This is a genomic window from Rhodanobacter sp. Root179 (genome assembly GCF_001428465.1).
Lineage (GTDB): Bacteria > Pseudomonadota > Gammaproteobacteria > Xanthomonadales > Rhodanobacteraceae > Rhodanobacter.
The window spans coordinates 91,174-110,067 of record NZ_LMHR01000088.1; the positions used below are offsets into that span (position 1 = coordinate 91,174).

General features: G+C 66.9%; 21 protein-coding genes. 14 read left to right on the forward strand and 7 right to left on the reverse strand.

Annotation, left to right across the window (positions count from 1 at the left end; translation table 11 throughout):
- Positions 1 to 7 precede the first annotated feature (7 nt).
- Together ASD82_RS15505 and ASD82_RS15510 are read left to right on the forward strand one after the other, a co-directional pair.
- A complete protein-coding gene (locus tag ASD82_RS15505; RefSeq protein ID WP_056718704.1) occupies positions 8 to 670 on the forward strand; it encodes an HAD family phosphatase in 663 nt (220 codons plus the stop codon).
- Positions 663 to 1,454 carry a DeoR/GlpR family DNA-binding transcription regulator gene (locus tag ASD82_RS15510; protein WP_082585391.1) on the forward strand — a complete coding sequence of 264 codons (792 nt, stop codon included), beginning with the start codon at positions 663 to 665 and terminating at the stop codon, positions 1,452 to 1,454. Before ASD82_RS15505 ends, ASD82_RS15510 begins: the two co-directional genes overlap by 8 nt.
- 84 nt (positions 1,455 to 1,538) lie before the next feature.
- Here ASD82_RS15510 and ASD82_RS15515 read toward each other — a convergent pair whose 3' ends face one another.
- On the reverse strand, positions 1,539 to 2,003 hold the full coding sequence (locus ASD82_RS15515) for a DUF2147 domain-containing protein (protein ID WP_056718706.1): 465 nt from the start codon (positions 2,001 to 2,003) through the stop codon (positions 1,539 to 1,541).
- A 189-nt stretch (positions 2,004 to 2,192) separates the two neighbouring features.
- On the opposite strand from ASD82_RS15515, the gene apbC reads away from it, so the two are divergent.
- The 4 genes from apbC to ASD82_RS15535 all read left to right on the forward strand — a co-directional run bounded on the left by apbC (position 2,193) and on the right by ASD82_RS15535 (position 5,095).
- Positions 2,193 to 3,287, forward strand: a complete 1,095-nt coding sequence (apbC, locus tag ASD82_RS15520; RefSeq protein WP_056718707.1) for an iron-sulfur cluster carrier protein ApbC — start codon at positions 2,193 to 2,195, stop codon at positions 3,285 to 3,287.
- Positions 3,284 to 3,826 (forward strand): NADPH-dependent FMN reductase, encoded by a 543-nt coding sequence (locus ASD82_RS15525; RefSeq protein ID WP_056718708.1) that lies wholly within the window; start codon positions 3,284 to 3,286, stop codon positions 3,824 to 3,826. Before apbC ends, ASD82_RS15525 begins: the two co-directional genes overlap by 4 nt.
- 94 nt (positions 3,827 to 3,920) lie before the next feature.
- Positions 3,921 to 4,487, forward strand: coding sequence for a dCTP deaminase (gene dcd / locus ASD82_RS15530; RefSeq protein ID WP_056718709.1), 567 nt, complete (start codon positions 3,921 to 3,923; stop codon positions 4,485 to 4,487).
- A gap of 113 nt (positions 4,488 to 4,600) precedes the next feature.
- Positions 4,601 to 5,095 carry a hypothetical protein gene (locus tag ASD82_RS15535; RefSeq protein WP_056719135.1) on the forward strand — a complete coding sequence of 165 codons (495 nt, stop codon included), beginning with the start codon at positions 4,601 to 4,603 and terminating at the stop codon, positions 5,093 to 5,095.
- Positions 5,096 to 5,218: 123 nt separating this feature from the next.
- Here the strand turns inward: ASD82_RS15535 and ASD82_RS15540 are convergent, their stop codons facing one another.
- Both ASD82_RS15540 and ASD82_RS15545 read right to left on the reverse strand, forming a co-directional pair.
- The gene (locus ASD82_RS15540; protein ID WP_056718710.1) at positions 5,219 to 5,635 is read right to left on the reverse strand and encodes an HIT family protein; all 417 of its coding nucleotides are present in this window, start codon (positions 5,633 to 5,635) and stop codon (positions 5,219 to 5,221) included.
- Positions 5,632 to 6,303, reverse strand: a complete 672-nt coding sequence (locus tag ASD82_RS15545) for a dienelactone hydrolase family protein (RefSeq protein WP_056718711.1) — start codon at positions 6,301 to 6,303, stop codon at positions 5,632 to 5,634. The genes ASD82_RS15540 and ASD82_RS15545 overlap by 4 nt, the downstream gene beginning before the upstream one ends.
- A 164-nt stretch (positions 6,304 to 6,467) precedes the next feature.
- Between ASD82_RS15545 and rimO the strand changes: the two genes are divergently transcribed.
- The 3 genes from rimO to ASD82_RS15560 all read left to right on the forward strand — a co-directional run bounded on the left by rimO (position 6,468) and on the right by ASD82_RS15560 (position 9,764).
- The gene (rimO, locus tag ASD82_RS15550) at positions 6,468 to 7,805 is read left to right on the forward strand and encodes a 30S ribosomal protein S12 methylthiotransferase RimO (RefSeq protein ID WP_056718712.1); all 1,338 of its coding nucleotides are present in this window, start codon (positions 6,468 to 6,470) and stop codon (positions 7,803 to 7,805) included.
- Positions 7,806 to 7,812: 7 nt separating this feature from the next.
- Complete coding sequence (locus ASD82_RS15555) at positions 7,813 to 8,622, forward strand: DUF3025 domain-containing protein (protein ID WP_056718713.1); 810 nt, start codon at positions 7,813 to 7,815, stop codon at positions 8,620 to 8,622.
- A gap of 125 nt (positions 8,623 to 8,747) precedes the next feature.
- The gene (locus ASD82_RS15560; RefSeq protein ID WP_056718714.1) at positions 8,748 to 9,764 is read left to right on the forward strand and encodes a phosphate/phosphite/phosphonate ABC transporter substrate-binding protein; all 1,017 of its coding nucleotides are present in this window, start codon (positions 8,748 to 8,750) and stop codon (positions 9,762 to 9,764) included.
- 25 nt (positions 9,765 to 9,789) lie between these two features.
- Here ASD82_RS15560 and greB read toward each other — a convergent pair whose 3' ends face one another.
- Together greB and ASD82_RS15570 are read right to left on the reverse strand one after the other, a co-directional pair.
- Positions 9,790 to 10,302 carry a transcription elongation factor GreB gene (greB, locus tag ASD82_RS15565; RefSeq protein ID WP_056718715.1) on the reverse strand — a complete coding sequence of 171 codons (513 nt, stop codon included), beginning with the start codon at positions 10,300 to 10,302 and terminating at the stop codon, positions 9,790 to 9,792.
- 13 nt (positions 10,303 to 10,315) lie between these two features.
- Entirely contained in the window at positions 10,316 to 11,821 is a 1,506-nt protein-coding gene (locus ASD82_RS15570; RefSeq protein ID WP_056718716.1) for a helicase HerA-like domain-containing protein, read from the reverse strand.
- A gap of 115 nt (positions 11,822 to 11,936) precedes the next feature.
- Here ASD82_RS15570 and ASD82_RS15575 point away from each other — a divergent pair, with 115 nt between their 5' ends.
- Positions 11,937 to 13,418 carry a lytic transglycosylase domain-containing protein gene (locus ASD82_RS15575; protein ID WP_056718717.1) on the forward strand — a complete coding sequence of 494 codons (1,482 nt, stop codon included), beginning with the start codon at positions 11,937 to 11,939 and terminating at the stop codon, positions 13,416 to 13,418.
- 174 nt (positions 13,419 to 13,592) lie between these two features.
- Here ASD82_RS15575 and ASD82_RS15580 read toward each other — a convergent pair whose 3' ends face one another.
- Together ASD82_RS15580 and asd are read right to left on the reverse strand one after the other, a co-directional pair.
- The gene (locus tag ASD82_RS15580) at positions 13,593 to 14,030 is read right to left on the reverse strand and encodes a hypothetical protein (RefSeq protein ID WP_056718718.1); all 438 of its coding nucleotides are present in this window, start codon (positions 14,028 to 14,030) and stop codon (positions 13,593 to 13,595) included.
- Positions 14,031 to 14,207: 177 nt separating this feature from the next.
- On the reverse strand, positions 14,208 to 15,053 hold the full coding sequence (gene asd / locus ASD82_RS15585) for an archaetidylserine decarboxylase (protein ID WP_056718719.1): 846 nt from the start codon (positions 15,051 to 15,053) through the stop codon (positions 14,208 to 14,210).
- 201 nt (positions 15,054 to 15,254) lie between these two features.
- Here asd and prmB point away from each other — a divergent pair, with 201 nt between their 5' ends.
- The 4 genes from prmB to ASD82_RS15605 are packed head-to-tail and all read left to right on the forward strand — an operon-like array spanning position 15,255 to position 18,882.
- Positions 15,255 to 16,181: a 50S ribosomal protein L3 N(5)-glutamine methyltransferase gene (gene prmB, locus ASD82_RS15590; RefSeq protein WP_056718720.1), complete on the forward strand. Its 927-nt coding sequence runs from the start codon at positions 15,255 to 15,257 to the stop codon at positions 16,179 to 16,181.
- A 3-nt stretch (positions 16,182 to 16,184) separates the two neighbouring features.
- On the forward strand, positions 16,185 to 16,739 hold the full coding sequence (locus tag ASD82_RS15595) for a GNAT family protein (RefSeq protein WP_056718721.1): 555 nt from the start codon (positions 16,185 to 16,187) through the stop codon (positions 16,737 to 16,739).
- A gap of 34 nt (positions 16,740 to 16,773) precedes the next feature.
- Positions 16,774 to 17,862, forward strand: a complete 1,089-nt coding sequence (aroC, locus tag ASD82_RS15600) for a chorismate synthase (protein ID WP_056718722.1) — start codon at positions 16,774 to 16,776, stop codon at positions 17,860 to 17,862.
- A gap of 30 nt (positions 17,863 to 17,892) precedes the next feature.
- Positions 17,893 to 18,882, forward strand: a complete 990-nt coding sequence (locus ASD82_RS15605) for a D-glycerate dehydrogenase (RefSeq protein ID WP_056718723.1) — start codon at positions 17,893 to 17,895, stop codon at positions 18,880 to 18,882.
- Positions 18,883 to 18,894 lie beyond the last annotated feature (12 nt).

Genomic DNA, 18,894 nt, shown 5'->3' on the forward strand with positions numbered 1-18,894 from the left:
TGACGACATGAGCGAGCGCACGACCCGACCTGCCGTGCCGGACACGGTGATCTTCGATCTCGGCGGCGTCCTGATCGACTGGAACCCGCGTTATCTCTATCGCCACCTGTTCGATGACGAGTCATCGATGGAGCAATTCCTGGCCGAGGTTTGCGATGGTCAGTGGAACGAACAGCAGGATGCAGGGCGCAGCTGGGACGAAGCCATCCGGCTGCGGAGTGCGGAGTTTCCCGAACATGCGGCCCTGATCGCCGTCTACCGCACGCGCTGGGACGAGATGCTGCGAGGCCCGATGCACGACAGCGTGGCGATTCTCGAGGAACTGCGCGTGCGTGGCGTGCGCCTGTACGCCTTGACCAACTGGTCGCAGGAGACCTTTCCGCTGGCCTTCGAGCGCTATCCGTTCCTGCAGGCATTCGAGGGCATCGTGGTGTCCGGGCAGGAGCGGATGATCAAGCCCGATCCGGCGATCTTCCAGCTGCTGCTGAATCGTTACGGGATCGATCCGGGCCGTGCCGTGTATGTCGACGATGCCCCGCGCAATGTGGATGCGGCGGCGAAACTCGGCATGCATGCGCTGCAGTTCCGTGATGCCGCGGTGCTGCGTGGGGAACTGCTCGCGCTGGGACTGCTCGATGGCACGGCACCGGAGGTACGCGAGCATGGCTAAGGTGAATCCCGGCGAGATGCTGCCGCAGGAACGCCAGCAATGGATACTCGATCGACTGCGCCAGCGCGGTCGCGTGGTGGCGGTGGAGTTGGCGACGGAATTCGCGGTGTCCGAGGATTCGGTCAGGCGCGACCTGCGCGAACTGGCGACGCTGGGTCTGTGCAAGCGCGTCTACGGTGGTGCGTTGCCCATTTCCGCCACCGTCGCGCCGCTCAAGCAGCGACGACAGGAACATGCCGGCCGCAAGCTGGCGCTCGCCCGCAAGGCGGTGACCCTGGTGCGGCAGGGGCAGGTACTGCTGATCGACGCCGGTTCGACCAACGCAGCTATCGCCACCGCGCTGCCGCCGAATCTGGGGCTGACCGTGGTGACCAATGCACCGGATATCGCGCAGATCCTGCTCGAACGTGAAGGCTTCGACATCCTGCTGATCGGCGGTCGGGTCGATGCACGGATCGGCGCCGCCGTTGGCGCGCAGGCGGTGCAGGAAGTTCAGCGCGTGCGCGCCGACCTGTGTTTCCCCGGCGCCTGCGCGATAGATGCGAGCGGTGGGCTGTGGGGTTTCGACAGCGAGGAAACGTTGCTGAAGCGGGCGATGGTCGAGGCCAGTGGCGAGGTCGTCGTCGTCGCCACCAGCGACAAGCTCGGCACCGTGGCGACGCATCGCGTGGCTGCCATCGACGAGGTGCAGCACCTGGTGGTCGAACACGAGGTCGGTCGTGCGCTGCGCGCGACCTTCAGTGCCCGTGGCCTGACCGTGCATCGGGCCGACGCGCCAGCGTGAAGCAGGCTTGCTCGCCTAAAAGAAAAGCCTCATGCCAGGATCGCTGGCATGAGGCTTGGCGCAGGGCGGAGCGATTGAACTGCGTCAGTTCTGGCGTTCCCAGGTCTGGCTGCGGCCGACCCAGGAGAAGCCGATGTAACCGCGCACGTTGAGCTTCTGCCCGCCGTCGAGCATCGACAACTTCACCTTGTAGACCTTGCCGGATTTCGGGTCGAGGATCTTGCCGCCATCCCAGACGTCGTCGTTGCGGTGCACGCCCCACATGATGTTCATGCCTTCGACCGGCTTGTCCTTGCGTTCGCCGTCGCACTTGCGGCACATCGCCACGGCGCCGTCGCGGGTGATGTCTTCCGGGCTGCGGTTGAGCAGCTTGACGATGTGCGCCTGCAGTTCGCCGTTGTTGTCGGTGATCTCGACGATCGACTTGGCCTGGCCGGATTCGTCGTCGATGGTCTTCCAGGTTCCGACCGGTGTGTCATTGGCTGCCATTACGGTACCGGCGCCAAACAGCAGGCTGGCGGCGATGACCCAACGAAATGCGTGCTTCATGGTGTTCCTCCCGTACGAAAGCGTATGGATAGGAGACTGGCGAGGATGGGGAAGGCCGTCAAGCTGCATTGCGCAAATGCTTGCGGCACCCCGCGGCGCGCCGGCCACGGCCGGTTCGCGCTGATCTGGGTCAGCCGACCGATGCCAACGGGCTGGCATAATGGCGCCCCCGCATTCCCCCGAGCAGACATGACACAGGCGAACGAAGCCCTGGTCCGCCAGATCCTTGGCGACCTTATCGATACCCACACCGGCGCGTCGCTGGGCGAAGCCGTGCGCGCGGTGGGCGTGGACGGCGGCAAGGTCTCGGTGGACCTGCAACTGGGCTATCCGGCGGCTGGCGCCATCGACGTCATCGTCAGCCGGGTGCGCCAGACGCTGGAGGCCGATCCGGCGATCGAATCGGCCACCGTGTCGATCACCAGCCGCGTCCACGTGCACAAGGTGCAAGGCACGCTGGGGCCGCTGCCGAACGTGAAGAACATCATCGTGGTCGCCTCGGGCAAGGGCGGCGTGGGCAAATCGACAGTATCGGCGAACCTGGCGCTGGCGCTGCAGGCCGAGGGCGCCCGGGTCGGCGTGATGGACGCGGACATCTACGGCCCGAGCCAGCCGACCATGCTCGGCGTGCACGGCAAGCCGGCCTCGCCCGACGGCAAGAGCATCCTGCCGATGCAGGCGCATGGCATGCCGGTGATGTCGATCGGCTTCCTGGTGGAAGAGGACACGCCGATGATCTGGCGTGGTCCGATGGTCACCCAGGCGATGATGCAACTGCTCACCGATACGCGCTGGGAGCAGCTCGACTACCTGATCGTCGACCTGCCGCCGGGCACCGGCGATATCCAGCTCACGCTGTCGCAGAAGGTGCCGGTGGCCGGCGCGGTGATCGTCACCACGCCGCAGGACATCGCCCTGCTCGACGCGCGCAAGGCGCTCAAGATGTTCGAGAAGGTCGAGGTGCCGGTGCTGGGCGTGGTGGAGAACATGGCCACCCACGTCTGCTCGCATTGCGGCCACGAGGAAAACATCTTCGGCGAAGGCGGCGGCGAGCGCATGGCCAGCCAGTACGGCGCGGCCTATCTCGGTTCGCTGCCGCTGGACATCCGCATCCGCGAGCAGGCCGACAGCGGCAATCCCACCGTGGCGGCCATGCCCGATTCCGACCTCGCCATGCGCTATCGCGAAATCGCCCGCAACGCGGCGGGCCGCTTGTCGCGCCAGCCGCGCAACAAGTCGCTGGGCCTGGGCAAGATCGTGGTGCAGGGCGCACCCGCCGCATGAGGGTGGCGGCGCAGGTGTTGTGTCTTTCCGGCAGCCTGCGCCGCGTGTCGTCGAACACGGCGGCGCTTGAAGCGGCGTATCGATTGGCGCCATCGACGCTGGAGCTGCTGCTCTACAAGGGGCTCGGTGAACTGCCGCTGTTCAATCCCGATGCGGAGACCGATCCGCTGCCGTCCGCGGTCGCCGAATTGCGCGAAGCGGTGGACTCGGCCGATGCCTTGCTGATCGCCTGTCCCGAGTACGCGCACGGCGTGCCCGGTGCGTTCAAGAACCTGCTGGACTGGCTGGTCGGCAGCCCGGACTTCCCCGGCAAGCCAGTGTTGCTGCTGAACACTGCGGCGCGTGGTTCGTATCACGCGCAGGAGGCGCTGGCCGAGATCCTCACCACCATGTCCGCGCAACTGCTGGCGGCCCGGCCGGTGATGGTGGCCTTGCCTGGCGCCGGTTGCTCGGTGACGCAGGTGCTGGAAAATGCCGATCGCTGCGCCGAATTGCAGGTGGCGCTGCGGCTGTTGGTGGAAGCGTTGGCGGCGCATTGACGGGCTTCGGCTGGCGCCGCGATGCCCTGACCGTGTATTTTTGCCGACTGCGCCCCGGCCGTTCCGGGCTGCCAAGCCAACCAGCGGAGACAGTGTGAGCATCAAACCCGACAAGTGGATCCGCCGCATGGCCGAGAGTCACGGCATGATCGAGCCGTTCGAGCCGGGCCAGGTGAAGCTGCGCGACGGCAGCAAGCTGATTTCCTACGGCACGTCGAGCTATGGCTACGACGTGCGCTGCGCCCGCGAGTTCAAGATCTTCACCAACATCAACTCCACCATCGTCGACCCGAAGTCGTTCGATCCGACCAGCTTCGTCGACGTCGAGGCGGACGTGTGCATCATCCCGCCGAATTCGTTCGCGCTGGCGCGCACGGTGGAATACTTCCGCATCCCGCGCAAGGTGCTGACGATCTGCCTGGGCAAGAGCACGTATGCGCGCTGCGGCATCATCGTCAACGTGACGCCGCTGGAGCCGGAGTGGGAGGGCCACGTGACGCTGGAATTCTCCAACACCACGCCGCTGCCCGCAAAAATCTACGCCAACGAAGGCGTGGCGCAGATGCTGTTCCTCGAATCCGACGAGGAATGCGAAACCAGCTACAAGGACCGCGGCGGCAAGTACCAGGGCCAGCAGGGCGTGACCTTGCCGCGTACCTGAATGCCGTGACCGGACGGGCCCCCTGGGCACGTCAGTCGTCGCAGTCCGCGCTACACTTCCATCGATCCCGTCGTTTGATGGCTTCCATGTCCGATTGCTTCCAGGAGACCCGCATGATCCGTTTTTCCACGATGCTTAAGCGAGCTGCGGCCGCGCTCATGCTGGGCGGCGTGCTGGTGCTCGCCGGTTGCCACTCCGGCAGCACCAAAAGCGACGTCAGCACCGCTTCGATGAAGGGGCAGTTCGACGCCACCATCGAGTCCTACAAGGATGGCCAGTTCCTGCTGGATGGCGCCGTGCTCTCCGCACTCGACATGGGCAGCCACTTTGCCTATCTGAAGGATCAGGGGAAGCTGCCAAAAACCGTTCTGCTGCTGCCCAGCGACGATGCGAAGATCCGCAAGCGGCACCTGGAATACATGGCGCGCATGCAGATGGACTACGGCTTCACCGTGTTCTACGACAACAAGGGCACGCTGACCAAGATCAATCCGGTCGATACCAAGGCTCGTGAGCTGGAAGACCATCATGCACCGTCGGCTCTGCCCGACGAGCAGAAAGGCAAGTCGGCCAGCAGCGGCGGCTTCGATCCGGAGAATCAGCACTGATCGCATGCAGGTCGCCCGTGGCGGACGCGCAGTTGCATTGACGACGGCGAAGTTCGATCTGCGGCATGAACTCCATGAAGAAGGGCCGCAGCGCGCTGCGGCCCTTTCTTTTGACAGGCCGGGTCAGTTGGCGAGTGCGCCCTGCAGCGCGGCAATCAGCTGCTCGCGTTGCGCGGCGGCGTAGGCCATCGCGCTGCCATTTCCCCACACCGGCCCCGGCCAGGCGGCGTCACCGTCGCGACGCCCGACCACGTGCACATGCAGTTGCCGCACGATATTGCCCAGGGCACCCAGGTTGAGCTTGTCGAACGGTGCCGCGGCACGAAGCGCAGCACCAGCGCGGCCCACCTCCTGCCACAGCAGGGTCTGCTCGTGACTGCCGAGGTCGCCGACCTCGACCAGGCCGGTTCGACGTGGCACCAGGATCAGCCACGGATAGCGCGCGTCATTCATCAGCAAAACGTCGCACAAGGACAGTGAGGCCACCGGGCAGGTATCGGCTGCCAGTCGCGGGTCGAGGATGAAGCCCGCCTCGCTCATGCTGCGCCGGCCAGATGCTGGTCGAAGAAGGCCAGCGTGCGCTGCAGTGCGAGCCGGGCGCTGGCCTCGTGGTAGCTCGGGCTGCCATCGCGGTTGAACGCGTGATCGGCGGGGTAGGTGAAGGTGTCCATTTGCGGCAACGCCTCGCGATGTTTCGCCACCGCTTCGGGCGTGATGCTGTGGTCTTTCTCGCCGAAGTGGAACATCACCGGCGCCTTCGGTATTTCGTGCAGGAACGGCAGGTTGCGCGCGCCGTAATAGCTCACGGACGGCAGCCCCAGACGCAGTGCGGCGAGCAGCGCGACGGTGCCGCCCCAGCAATAGCCGACCGTGCCGATCCTGCCGGCCGAGCTGATCGATTCGGCGGCGCTGGCCACGTCCTCGAGCGCGCGCTCGAGCCCCAGTTCCGCCACCAGCTGTTTGCCGCGATTCGCGCCGACCATGTCATAGGGCAATTCGACGCCGCTTTCCAGCCGGTCGAAGAACGCGGGTGCGATCGCGGTATAGCCGTAGTCGGCGAAGCGGTCGGCCAGGTCACGGATGTGCGCGGTGACGCCGAAGATTTCCTGGATCACCACGATGCCGCCCTTCGGCGTGCCCGCCGGTTGGGCCAGGTAGGCGCCGATGCACTGCGTGCCGGAGGTGGGAATGTTGATGGACTGGCCCATGATGCGGCTCCTGCGGGGGAGTGACGATTCTAGGCATTGTGGGGAACGGGAAACAGGGAAACGGGGAACAACAGCAAACGCAAAAGCGGCGCGCTCTGCCGCTCCCCATTCCCCATTCCCGTATAATCGCCTGTTACCCCACAGCTTTTCACGGTAACCCGGCCATGTCCCAGGCTTCGCACAAGATCGGTTTCGTCAGCCTCGGCTGCCCCAAGGCGCTGGTCGATTCCGAGCGCATCCTTACCCAGTTGAAGGTCGAGGGTTACCAGATCGTGCCCAGCTACAACGAGGCCGACGCGGTGGTGGTGAATACCTGCGGCTTCATCGACGCGGCGGTGCAGGAGTCGCTGGATTCGATCGGCACGGCGCTCAACGAAAACGGCAAGGTCATCGTCACCGGTTGCCTGGGCAAGCGCGAGGCGCTGATCCGCGAGGCGTATCCGGACGTGCTGTCGGTCAGCGGCCCGCAGGACTACGCCAGCGTGATGACGGCGGTGCACAAGGCGCTGCCGCCGGTGCGCAACAAATTCATCGACATCGTGCCGGACACGGGCGTGAAGCTGACCCCGAAGCACTATGCCTACCTGAAGATTTCCGAAGGCTGCAATCACCGCTGCAGCTTCTGCATCATTCCCTCGATGCGCGGCAACCTGGTCTCGCGCCCGGTCGACGAGGTGCTGCTGGAGGCCGAGCGCCTGGTCAAGGGCGGCGTGAAGGAGTTGCTGGTGATCTCGCAGGACACCAGTGCCTACGGCGTGGACCTGAAATACGCCGAGCGCGAGTGGCGCGGCAAGGCGTATCGCACGCGCATGACCGAGCTGTGCGAAGGCCTGTCGGAACTTGGCGTCTGGGCACGCCTGCACTACGTCTATCCGTATCCGCACGTGGACGAGGTGATGCCGCTGATGGCCGCCGGCAAGCTGCTGCCGTACCTGGACATCCCGTTCCAGCACGCCAGCCCGCGCATCCTGAAACTGATGAAGCGCCCGGGCAACATCGACCGGACGCTGGAGCGCATCCAGAACTGGCGCAGGCAGGTACCGGACCTGACCATCCGCAGCACCTTCATCGTCGGCTTCCCCGGCGAGACCGAGGCGGAGTTCGAGGAGTTGCTGGACTTCCTGCGCGAGGCAGAGCTCGATCGCGTGGGGGCGTTCGCCTATTCGCCGGTCGATGGCGCGAAGGCGAACGAGCTGCCCGACCCGGTCTCCGAGGAGCTGAAGGAAGACCGGCTGGAACAGTTCATGGCGGTGCAGGCGGAAATCTCCGCGGCGAAACTGCAGCGCAAGATCGGCCGCACGATCAAGGTGCTGGTCGACGAGGCCGGCGCCGATGGTGCGGTGGCGCGTTCGGCCGCCGATGCGCCGGAGATCGACGGCAGCGTGCTGATCGCCGACGGCCAGGCGCTGCGTCCGGGCCAGTTCGTCGAGGTGGTGGTGGAGTCGGCCAGCGAGCACGACCTGCACGCACGGCTGGCCCATCCGCAGCTCAAGGTCGTCTAGTACCGCCATGCGCTACGTCGCGCCGGCTCGCGACTGCGTCGATCCGGCGGTGTTCGCGCGGATGCCACTGGCGGCCTGGCGCGAATGGGCCGATCTGCTCGAAGGCGCATGCTGGCCATCGATCGACGCGCTGAACCGATACTGGCCGCACGACAGCCGCCCGCGATTCGTGGCGCAGACATCCGCCTTGCTGGACGACGGCCTGCATTACGAACAGCGCATCGCCGAGCGTGGCCAGATCGCCACCCGTGAAGGCAACTGGCACGACCTTCTCAACGCGCTGGTCTGGCTTCGCCATGCCGGCCTGAAACAGGCGCTCAACGATCGCCAGGTTGTCGAGATCGCACGGATGGGGCCCAAGCGTCGTTCGCGCGCCCAATATGCGTTGACCCACTTCGACGAGGGCGGCGTCATGGTGGGCACCAGCGATCCCTCGCTGCTGGAGCTGTGGGATGCCCATGACTGGCACGGCCTGTTCTGGCGCAGGCGGCAGGCCTGGCTGGACGGAACGATCCGTCTGGAGTTGTTCGGTCATGCCCTGCTGGAGCTGGCGTTGAACCCGGGCAAGCTGCTGGTGGCCAAGGCGCTGGCGTTTCATGCCGACGCCGGGAGCGATCTGGCGGCGCCGTGCGCCACGGCCATCCGCTCTGGTCAGCTGTTGAATGATCCGCTCGAACTGCGGCCGCTGCCGTTGTCCGGACTGCCGGGCTGGGGTGAGTACAACGCCGATGAGGCCTTCCACCTGAGCACGCCCTGCTATCAGCCGCGTCGCGCGGGGCGCAATTATCCGCCGCCCTTCGTGGCGGGCCAGGCCTGAGCCCACGCCTTGCCCCGCCGGCCGATCACGACTATATACAGTGCATCGGGACACGGCTCGGGGAGTGCACGGCATTGGCCATCGCAAGCGCTTGGTGGTGCCATCGGCGGGGCAGACGCTGGTTCATGTCACTGGTCGTGGCGCTGGGCATGGCGCTGTTCGGCATCGGCCCTGCGGCGGCGGCGAAGGTTCCTGCTCCCGCGGAGACACCGATCCGTTTCGGCATCCTGCCGATCGGCAGCGCAGCCGAGTCCCTCGAGCAATGGCGTCCCCTGCTGGATGACGTCAGCAGGCGACTGCACCGCGAGGTGGTCACGGTCTCGGTGGGCAGTTATGCCAGCCTGTCCAGTGCGATCGCCGGACAGCGGGTCGACGTCGCGTTCCTGTCCGGCCGGCTGGCCGTCGAGGCGGTGACCCGGCAGAACATGCAGGTGTTCGCGCAGTTCCAGCGCAGCGACGGTGCGCGAGGCAACGTGGCCACCCTGGTGGTGCGCGACGACAGCCCGATCCGCAACCTCGGCGACCTGCTTGCCACGCCAGGTCAGGGCTGGCGTTACGCCCGCAGCGAGCACTTGTCGGTGACCGGCTACATCGCGCCCGAGGCCTATGTCTTCGCGCCGAAGGGACTCAACTCGGACACCTTTTTCGCCAGCGTGCGGGTGGGCGATCACCAGAGCAACCTGCTGGCCGTGGTCAACCGCGAGGCGGACGTGACCAGCAGCAACAACCCCGACATGGATCTGTTTCGCCGCAACTTTCCCCGCGAAGCGGCCCAGCTCAGGGTGATCTGGCGTTCGCAGCTGATTCCCTCCGGCGTGCTGGTGATCCGCGACGGCATGTCCCGGCGGTTGCGCCAGAAACTGACCGCGATCCTGCTCGACTACGGCAAGTCTCGCGGCGAGGCGGGCGAGCGGGAGCGCGCCGCGCTGGCGCGCATTCCGGATCTCGGCGGCTTCGTGGCGGTGGACAGTCGTGTGCTGACGCCGTTTGTCGACATGCAGTACACGCTGTTGCGGCAACAGGCCAGCCACGGTCAATGGGTCAGCCCGCAAGCCCTGCAGAATCGACTGGCGAAGATCGAGCAGGAACATCGGCAGGCCTTGCGGCTGCTGTCGCCGCATGGGGATGCAGACGGCAAATAGGCAGGCGGGCCATCCGGCTTGCCGTTCAGGCCCCGTCGTCGGCGTAACTCACGGCGACGATCGCGAACTCCGTGGGGCCACCGGGAAGCTCCGCCACGAATTCGTCCTCGATGCGCCGTTTCAGCACTGCCCGCGCCAGCGGCGAATCGATGCTGATGAAGCCACGCCGTGCATCGGTCTCGTCCGGGCCGACGATGCGGTAGCGGACGATCTCGCCGGTGTCGGTGTTCTCCAGCTCGATGTGCGCGCCAAAGAACACCGCGCGGCGATCGGCCGGTGCGCCTTCGGCCACCTTCAGCGCGGGAATGCGCTTGCTGAGATAGCGCGCCCGGCGATCGATTTCGCCGAGCTGCTTCTTGCGATAGGTGTACTCGGCATTCTCCGAGCGGTCACCCTCGGCTGCCGCCGCGGCCAGCGCCTTGACCACCTCCGGGCGGCGCACGTGCCACAGATGATCGAGTTCGGCCTTGAGCCGCTCGAAGCCCTCGCGGGTGATGATCGCGGTGGAGCCGGGTGAGGGTGGTCGCCAGCGGCTCACGCAGCAACGTTCCTCAACGCTTGCCGCCGAAGATGCCGCCCAGCACGCCGCGCAGGATCTGCCGGCCGAGCTGGCTGCCCGCGGTGCGCACCATCTGCTTGCCCATCGTCTCGATCATGCCCTGGCGGCGCTTGGTACCGAACAGGGCGTCGTGCACGGCGCCGCTCCAGCCGGGCTCCGCATCCTTGGCGGCATCCTTGGGTGCGTCGGCCGCCACGGTGGCAGCATCGGCGGCCTTGTCTTCGGCGCGCTTGGTGAGCATCTCCGCGGCCGATTCGCGATTGACGGTGGTGTCGTATTTCGCGCCCACCGGCGAGCGCTGGCGGATGGTGCCGCGCTCCGCGTCAGTGATCGCGCCGATGCGGCAGCACGGCGTGGTCACCAGCACCTGTTCCACCGGCGTAGGCACGCCGCCATTGGCCAGAGTGGAAGCCAGCGCTTCGCCCACGGCCAGTTTGGTGATGGCCTCGGTAACGTCGAGTTTGGGATTGACGACAAAAGTTTCCGCCGCGGCCTTGACCGCCTTCTGGTCGCGTGGTGTGAATGCGCGCAGGGCGTGCTGGATACGGTTGCCGAGCTGGCCGAGGATCACGCCGGGCACGTCGTCGGGATTCTGCGAGCAGAAGTACACGCCCACGCCCTTGGAGCGGATCAGCCGCACCACCTGTTCGACCCGTTGCAGCAACGCCGGCGAGGCGTCGTCGAACAACAGATGTGCCTCGTCGAAGAAGAACACCATCTTCGGCTGGTCGAGGTCGCCCACTTCGGGCAGCTGCTCGAACAGCTCGGACAGCAGCCACAGCAGGAAGGTCGAGTACAGCCGCGGCTTCATGATCAGCTGGTCGGCGGCCAGCACGTTGATGATGCCGCGGCCGCTCATGTCCTGGCGCATCAGGTCGGCCAGTTCCAGCGCCGGTTCGCCGAAGAACTGGTCGGCACCATCGCTTTCGAGTTTCAGCAGCGCGCGCTGGATCGCCGCGATGCTCTGCGTGCTGATCAGGCCGTACTGGGTGGACAGTGCCTTGGCGTTCTCGGCGGCGTAGCTGAGCAGGGCGCGCAGGTCGGCCAGGTCCAGCAGCAGCCAGCCCTGGTCGTCGGCGGCCTTGAACACCACTTCGAGCACGCCTTCCTGGGTGTCGTTCAATTCCAGCACGCGGCCGAGCAGGGTGGGGCCCATCTCGCTGACCGTGGCGCGCACCGGATGACCGAGCTTGCCGTAGATGTCCCAGAACACCACCGGGTTCGCCTGCGCTTTCCAGTCGGTGAGCTTGAGCCTGGCCAGCCGCGCCTTGAGTTTGTCGCCCGGCTCGCCGGCGGCCATCGCCAGGCCGGCCAGATCACCCTTGGCGTCGGCCAGGAAGCACGGCACGCCGAGACGCGAGAAGCCCTCGGCCAGGACCATCAGCGAGACGGATTTTCCGGTGCCGGTGGCGCCGGCGATCATGCCATGGCGGTTGCCGTAGTGCGGGTCCAGGTTGACGCTGGTGCTGTCGTTGCGGCCGATCAGGATCTCGGTCATGGCGTTCCATCCGGTGGTGTTTGCGTGATTGTAGCCAGAGCGTCGCGTGGCGGCGTGCGTTGAGTCGAGTCCCCGCGCCCGCTATGGTGGGCGTTTTCCGGGGGTGGTGTTTCTGATGTTGTCGTGTTCGGTGATGCGTTCCATCCGCCTGGCGTCGATCGCCGTGGCGGCCAGTCTTCTCGGTGCCTGTGCCAGCGGCCCGGCAAAACCTTCGGCCCAGGTCGGTGCGCTGTATGGCGAACTCGACGTCGCCAGCAAGGGTTACGAAACCGCCTTGCAGCAATCGCGCGAGGGCGACCTGCAGGCCTCGCAGGAGACCCTGACCCGGTCGCTGGATCGCCTGAAGGATGCATCGGCGCGCTGCGGGAATACTGCAGGCTGTGATCCGCAGCGCTTCTTCTCGACCTTTGATCACCTGCTGCGCCTGAAAGACGGCGATTTCGGCGGCGCGCAGGACCTGGACAGCGATGTCGATCCCGCGCAGGCGGCGCAGGCCATTGCCGGCAAGACCGGCGCGACCAGCCTGCCGCAGGCCCAGCGCAGCGTGACCTTGCTGCATGGCCAGAAGCTTTCGCAGCTGATCGCGATGAACGGCCCGGTCAAGGCCGCGCTGGAGATGTGGCTGACCCAGTGGCGGCCGCAATTGATGGACGCGTACGTCAACTATCAATACATGCGCTACCAGATGTGGCCGGCCTACGAGAAGGCGGACCTGCCCGAGGCGCTGCTGTTCGGCATCATGGCCAAGGAATCCGGCGGCAAGGTCCACGCGGTCTCGCGTTCGGGTGCGGCAGGCCCGTTGCAGTTCATGTACGCCACCGGCATGCGCTTCGGCCTGGTCAGCGACGACGGCTTCGACACCCGCTTCGATCCGGCGGCCTCGGCGCGTGCCAATGCCGAGTACATGAACGAGCAGCTGCGGATCTTCAACGACAACCTCGAACTGACCATCGCCGCCTACAACGGCGGCGAAGGCCGCATCCGGCGGCTGGTCGGCGACGACACCTCGGTGAGTTTCTACGATCCGCGGATCTACAACGAGCTGTCGCAGGAGACCCGCGACTACGTGCCCGCGGTGCTGGCCGCGGCCTGGCTGTTCCAGCATCCGGACAGCTATAACCTGCGCTTCCCCCGACTCGACGTCGTGCCCGGCACGATCACCCTGAAGCGGCCTGCGTCGCTGTCGGAGCTGACCGTCTGCCTCGGTTCGGCGGGTGGCATGAGCGACGGCTGGTTCCGCACGCTGCGCAACCTCAATCCCCGGCTCGATCCTCAGGTGAGCCAGCCGGCCGGCACCGTGTTGCAGTTGCCGAAAGTCCTGGAGCGGTCCTACGCCTCGCGTTGCGTCGAGGGTCCGTGGCCGATCCTGGCCAGCGACCTGCACAAGGCGGTCATCCCGGTGGTCGCCACACCGATGGCCAAGGCGCCGGCGAAGAGCCGGGGCACGAAGAACTATCGGGTGCGCCGCGGCGATACGCTGATCAGCATCGTGCGCAAGCTGCAGTGTTCGAGCGTGCAGGAGATTGCCGAGATGAATGGCATCCGCCACCAGCATCTGCGCATCGGTCAGCAGCTGAAGTTGCCGGTCTGTCGCTGAGGGGTTGTGATTTTTTCAACCTCGAAGTCCGGCCAGGGATGGCCGGACGCGGATCGGGCACGCAAGTGCCTGATTCGCGTGAGCGAGTCCGGGCGTGTACCGGACTCGCGATAGAAGAAAACCACAGGATCGTGGTTTTCTTCACAGGCGTTGAGCGGCGCGACCGGCAGCCGTTCAGGCGACGGCGGTCTGCTGCATCCAGCTGTCGACCGTGTTGCCCTGGCTCTGCGCTTCCTTCAGTTCGCGCAGCAGCTGCATCAGCTGGCGGTACTGCGGCTGCAGGCTCGCGTGGGGCGAGTTCTTGGTCTCGTGGTAGGCCACGGCCAGCCACAGCGCGATGCCGCGCATCGCGACTTCGGCATTGCCCGAACGGGCGCGCTCGTAGCCGGCTTCGGTGCCCTGGCCCCAGGGCAGGTAGCGCGCTTCGGGGGCGGTGCCGTGCAGGTGCGGGAAATCGCTGCGTGACGCCTGGCCGATTTCGCGCAGGGTGAGGGTGCTGAGGCGCTCATGGCTGCGCTTGGGCAGCGCCCGGACAATGCGTTCGATGTCGCGGAATTGGCGGCCAAGCTGGCGCGCGCGCATCATCACAAGGAATGGCGTCAATATTTGCATGAGATCCCCTCGGCGCTTGAATTCAACCGTGCCCCCTGCGCACGACTCCGACGCGGAGTGTAGCGGGTCAAACCGGTCAATTGCGCGCAGGACGTCACATACTGACGTGTCGCGTCAGGTCGGCCGGCCGCGCCGGCGACTTTCCGGCGGGGTCGACCCTCCGCCAGCCGGGCTGCTTCAGCCCGGGCGGTGGCCCAGCCGCTGGCCGACCTGCACCGCCTGCTGCGGCGCGAGCGGATCCAGCTCGGCCATGCCTTCGGGTAACAGCATGATCACGGTGGAACCCATGTTGAAGCGCGCCATCTCGGCGAAGCGCTCCAGGGTGATGTTCTGGCCGGCGAAGGACTTGCGCCTGATCGACGAGGCGTAGGGCGGAATCACCAAGCCGTCCCACACGGTGGCCACCGACGAGACCAGGATCGCGCCCACCATCACCACCACGAACGGCCCGTGCTCGCCATCGAAGTGGCAGACCAGCCGCTCGTTGCGGGCGAACAGGCGGGGGATTGCGGCCACCGCGAACGGTGCCACGCTGAAGATCCGGCCAGGCACATGCACGGTTTCGCGCAGCGTGCCCTGCAGCGGCATGTGCACCCGGTGGTAGTCGCGGGGCGACAGGTAGACGGTGACGAAGCGGCCGTTGTGGAAGGGGGCTGCCGCGGCCTCGTCGCCGCCGAGCAGTTCGGCGGCGGTGTATTCCTGCCTCTTGGCCTGGAAGATGCGCCCCTCGACGATGGCGCCGGACTGGCTGATGCGGCCGTCGGCAGGCGAGACCAGGGCGGCCGGATCGGCGTCGGCCCGGCGTGCGTCCGGGCGCAGCTTGCGGGTGAAGAACGCATTGAAGTGCTGGTAGGCCAGCGGATCGGGCTGCGCCGCCTCGGCCATGTTCACCTGGTAATTGCGCACGATGGTGGTGATCAGCCAGTTCTTCCACAGCGCGAAGGTCCAGCGCGTGGCCCAGTAGACCAGGCGCGACAGGAAGCGGTGGGGCAGGGCGTACTGGAGGAATACTTTGAAAGTCATCCGCCCAGTATAGAGGGATACCGGCGCCGTTCACCCCGGGCGCAGGTTTGCAGGTGGAACGATCGGCCACGCGTGGTGATGCCCTCGACTCCGCTGCGCTGCGCTCAGGGCGAGCGCTTGAGGTTGCTGCCGAGCCGAGCGCCAGCCGGCCCTGCTCCTGGCCGTATAATGCCCGGCCCCTCGCCGCACCCATGGATCGCCGTGACCGCCGAACTTGCCACCATCATCGACTTCATCCGTTATGGCGCCAGTCGCTTTTCGGCCGCCGGGCTGACCTTCGGCCACAGCCACGACAACCCGATCGACGAGGCCACCCACCTGGTGCTGGCCAGCCTGCACCTGCCGCCGGACATCCCGCCTGCCTACGGCGCGGGTCGGCTCACGGCCGAGGAGCGGGCGAACGTGCTGGCGCTGATCGAGCGTCGCGTGGGCGAGCGCCTGCCGGTGGCCTACCTGGTCGGCGAAACCTGGTTCGCCGGGCTGAAGTTCAAGAGCGACCGCCGCGCCCTGGTGCCGCGTTCGCCGATCGCCGAACTGATCGAGTCGGGCTTCGCGCCATGGCTGGACGAGCGCCACATCGAGCGGGCCCTGGACCTGTGCACCGGCTCGGGCTGCATCGGCATCGCGATGGCCGAGTACAACCCTGAGTGGCGGGTCGACATCGTCGACATCAGCGACGAGGCGCTGTCGCTGGCGCGCGAGAACATCGTGTTCCAGCACGTCGAGGACCGGGTCGAGGCGATCCGCTCCGACCTGTTCGCGGGCGTGGCGGGGCGTCAATACGACCTGATCGTGTCCAATCCGCCTTATGTCACCGAGGATGAGTACGCCGCGCTGCCGGGCGAATACGCGCACGAGCCGAAGCTGGGCCTCACCTCCGGCATCGACGGCCTGGACCTGTGCCTGCGCATGCTGGACGAGGCGGCCGACTACCTCACCGAGGACGGCCTGCTGATCGTCGAGGTGGGCGAGAGCGAGCACGCGCTGGCCGCGCTGCTGCCCGAAGTGCCGTTCATCTGGATCGAGTTCAAGGTCGGCCAGATGGGCGTGTTCGCGCTGGAGCGGCGCGATCTCGTCGAGCATGCCGACGCGATCAAGGCCGCGGCTGCCGCGCGCCGCCCGGGCTGAACGATGGAGCTGGTCACCGCGCGACTGCGGATCGATGCGCTGCGACCAGCCGACGCGCAAGCCCTGTTTGCCTGCCGCGCCGATCCGCGGGTGGCGCTTTATCAAGGCTGGTGCCCGGCCGATCTCGCCGCGGCCGGCGAGTTCATCGCGGCGCAGCCGGCGTCGCCTGCGCATGGCTGGTTCCAGAGCGCGATCCGCTTGCGCGAAGACGGCGCCCTGGTCGGCGACCTGGGCGTGTGCCTGCCCGAGGATCCGCGGGATTCGGTCGAGTTCGGCGTCAGCCTTGCCCCGGCCTGCCAGGGGCTTGGCTACGCCAGCGAGGCCGTGCGGGCGCTGCTGGCCTTCGTCTTCGGCGAGCTTGGCCGCCATCGCGTCCATGCCTCGGTCGATCCGCGCAATCTGGCCAGCATGGTCATGCTGCGGGCGCTGGGCATGCGCCAGGAGGCGCATCATCGCGAAAGCCTCTGGTTCAGGGGCGAATGGGTCGATGACGTGATTTTCGCCATGCTCGACCACGAGTGGCGCGCGCAGCAGGCAGGCGAGGCCCATCACGGTTAAGCTGTGCCGGTTTCCCTGTGGACGTCCAAACCCCGTGTCCAGCAACGCGTTCGGCAAACTGTTAACCGTCACCACCTTCGGCGAGAGCCACGGGCCGGCGATCGGCTGCGTGATCGACGGCTGCCCGCCGGGGCTGGCGATCGGCGCTGACGAATTTCGCACCGACCTCGATCGCCGCGCCACCGGCCGCAGCCGCTATACCTCGCAGCGGCACGAGGCGGACGAGGTGGAGATTCTTTCCGGCGTGTACCAGGGCAAGACCACCGGCACGCCGATCGCGCTGCTGATTCGCAACACCGACCAGCGCAGCAAGGACTACGGCGAGATCGAACAGACCTTCCGCCCCGGCCATGCCGACTACACCTACTGGCAGAAATACGGCATCCGCGACCCCCGCGGCGGAGGGCGGTCCTCGGCCCGCGAGACCACCATGCGGGTGGCCGCCGCGGTGATCGCCAAGAAGTGGCTGGCCGAGCGTCATGGCGTGCGCGTGCGCGGCCACCTGGCGCAGATCGGCGAGATCCGGCCCGCCGCCTTCGACTGGGATGCGGTGGAGCAGAACCCGTTCTTCTGGCCGGATGCGGCCCAGGTGCCGGCGCTGGAGGATTACATCAACGCGCTGCGCAAGTCCGGCGATTCGGTGGGTGCCCGCGTCGACGTGGTCGCCGATGGCGTGCCGCCGGGCTGGGGCGAACCGATCTACGGCAAGCTCGACGGCGACCTGGCCGGTGCGCTGATGTCGATCAACGCGGTCAAGGGCGTGGAGATCGGCGACGGTTTCGCCGCCGTCGCCCAGCGCGGCAGCGAGCATCGCGACGAGATGCATTTGGACGGCTTTACGTCCAATCATGCCGGCGGTATTCTCGGCGGCATCAGCAGCGGTCAGCCGGTCACCGCCTCGATCGTGCTGAAACCCACCTCCAGCATCCTGATTCCCGGCCACAGCCTGAACCTGGCCGGCGAACCGGTGGACGTGGTCACCAAGGGGCGACACGATCCCTGCGTCGGCATCCGCGCCACGCCCATCGCCGAAGCGATGATGGCGCTGGTGCTGATGGACCACGCGTTGCGCCACCGGGCGCAATGCGGCGACGTGGGTGCGGTCGCGCCGCGCATCGCCTGACCTTCAACCGCAGCATCCGGAATCACGCCGATGACCGACAAGCCGCGCGTCTGGGTTTCCCGGCCCACCTTTCCGGGGATCATTGCCCGGCTGGAGCCGCATTTCCAGGTGACCGTCGAGGCGGAGGAGCGCAAGTTCAGCCAGTCGGAACTGGCGGCTCGGCTGGCCGGCCAGGACGCGGTGATCGTCGGGCTCAAGGATCGCATCGGCGCGGCGGAGATCGGCGCGGCGGAGCGCCTGCGCATCGTGGCTAACCTGGGCGTGGGCTACGACAACATCGACCTGGACGCCATGAGCGCCGCCGGCATCGCGGTGTCGAACACCGCCGACGTGCTCAACGAAAGCGTGGCCGACTACACCTGGGCCTTGCTGTTGGGCGCCGCGCGCCGGATGGGCGCCGCCGAGCGCTGGCTGCGCGCCGGACACTGGCAGGCCACCGAATTCAAGGCCTGGCTTGGCAGCGACGTGCGCGGGCGCACGCTGGGCATCCTGGGCATGGGTCGCATCGGGCAGGCGATCGCGCGGCGCGCACTCGGGTTCGGCATGCCGGTGATCTACCACAACCGCACGCCCCTGCCCGAGGCGGACGAGCGGGGCTGCAACGCGCGTCATGTCGACAAGCAGCAACTGCTGCGCGAATCCGACTTCCTGGTGCTGGCGCTGCCGCTGACCACGCAGACCCGCCATGCCGTGGGCGCCGCCGAACTGGCGCAGATGAAGCCGACCGCGATGCTGATCAATATCGCCCGCGGCGGCATCGTCGACGACGCGGCGCTGGCCACGGCCTTGCGCGAACGCCGCCTGGCCGGTGCGGCGCTGGATGTTTTCGAGGGCGAGCCGAAGGTTCATCCGGGCCTGCTCACGCTCGACAACGTGGTGCTCAGCCCGCATATCGCCAGCGCCACCACCGAAACCCGCCGCGCGATGACCTCGGTGGCGGTGGACAATGTGCTGGCGATGTTCGGCCACGGTCCGCAGGCCGGGCGTCCGCCCAATATCCTCAACCCGAACGTGCTGTGAGCGGCACGGTCT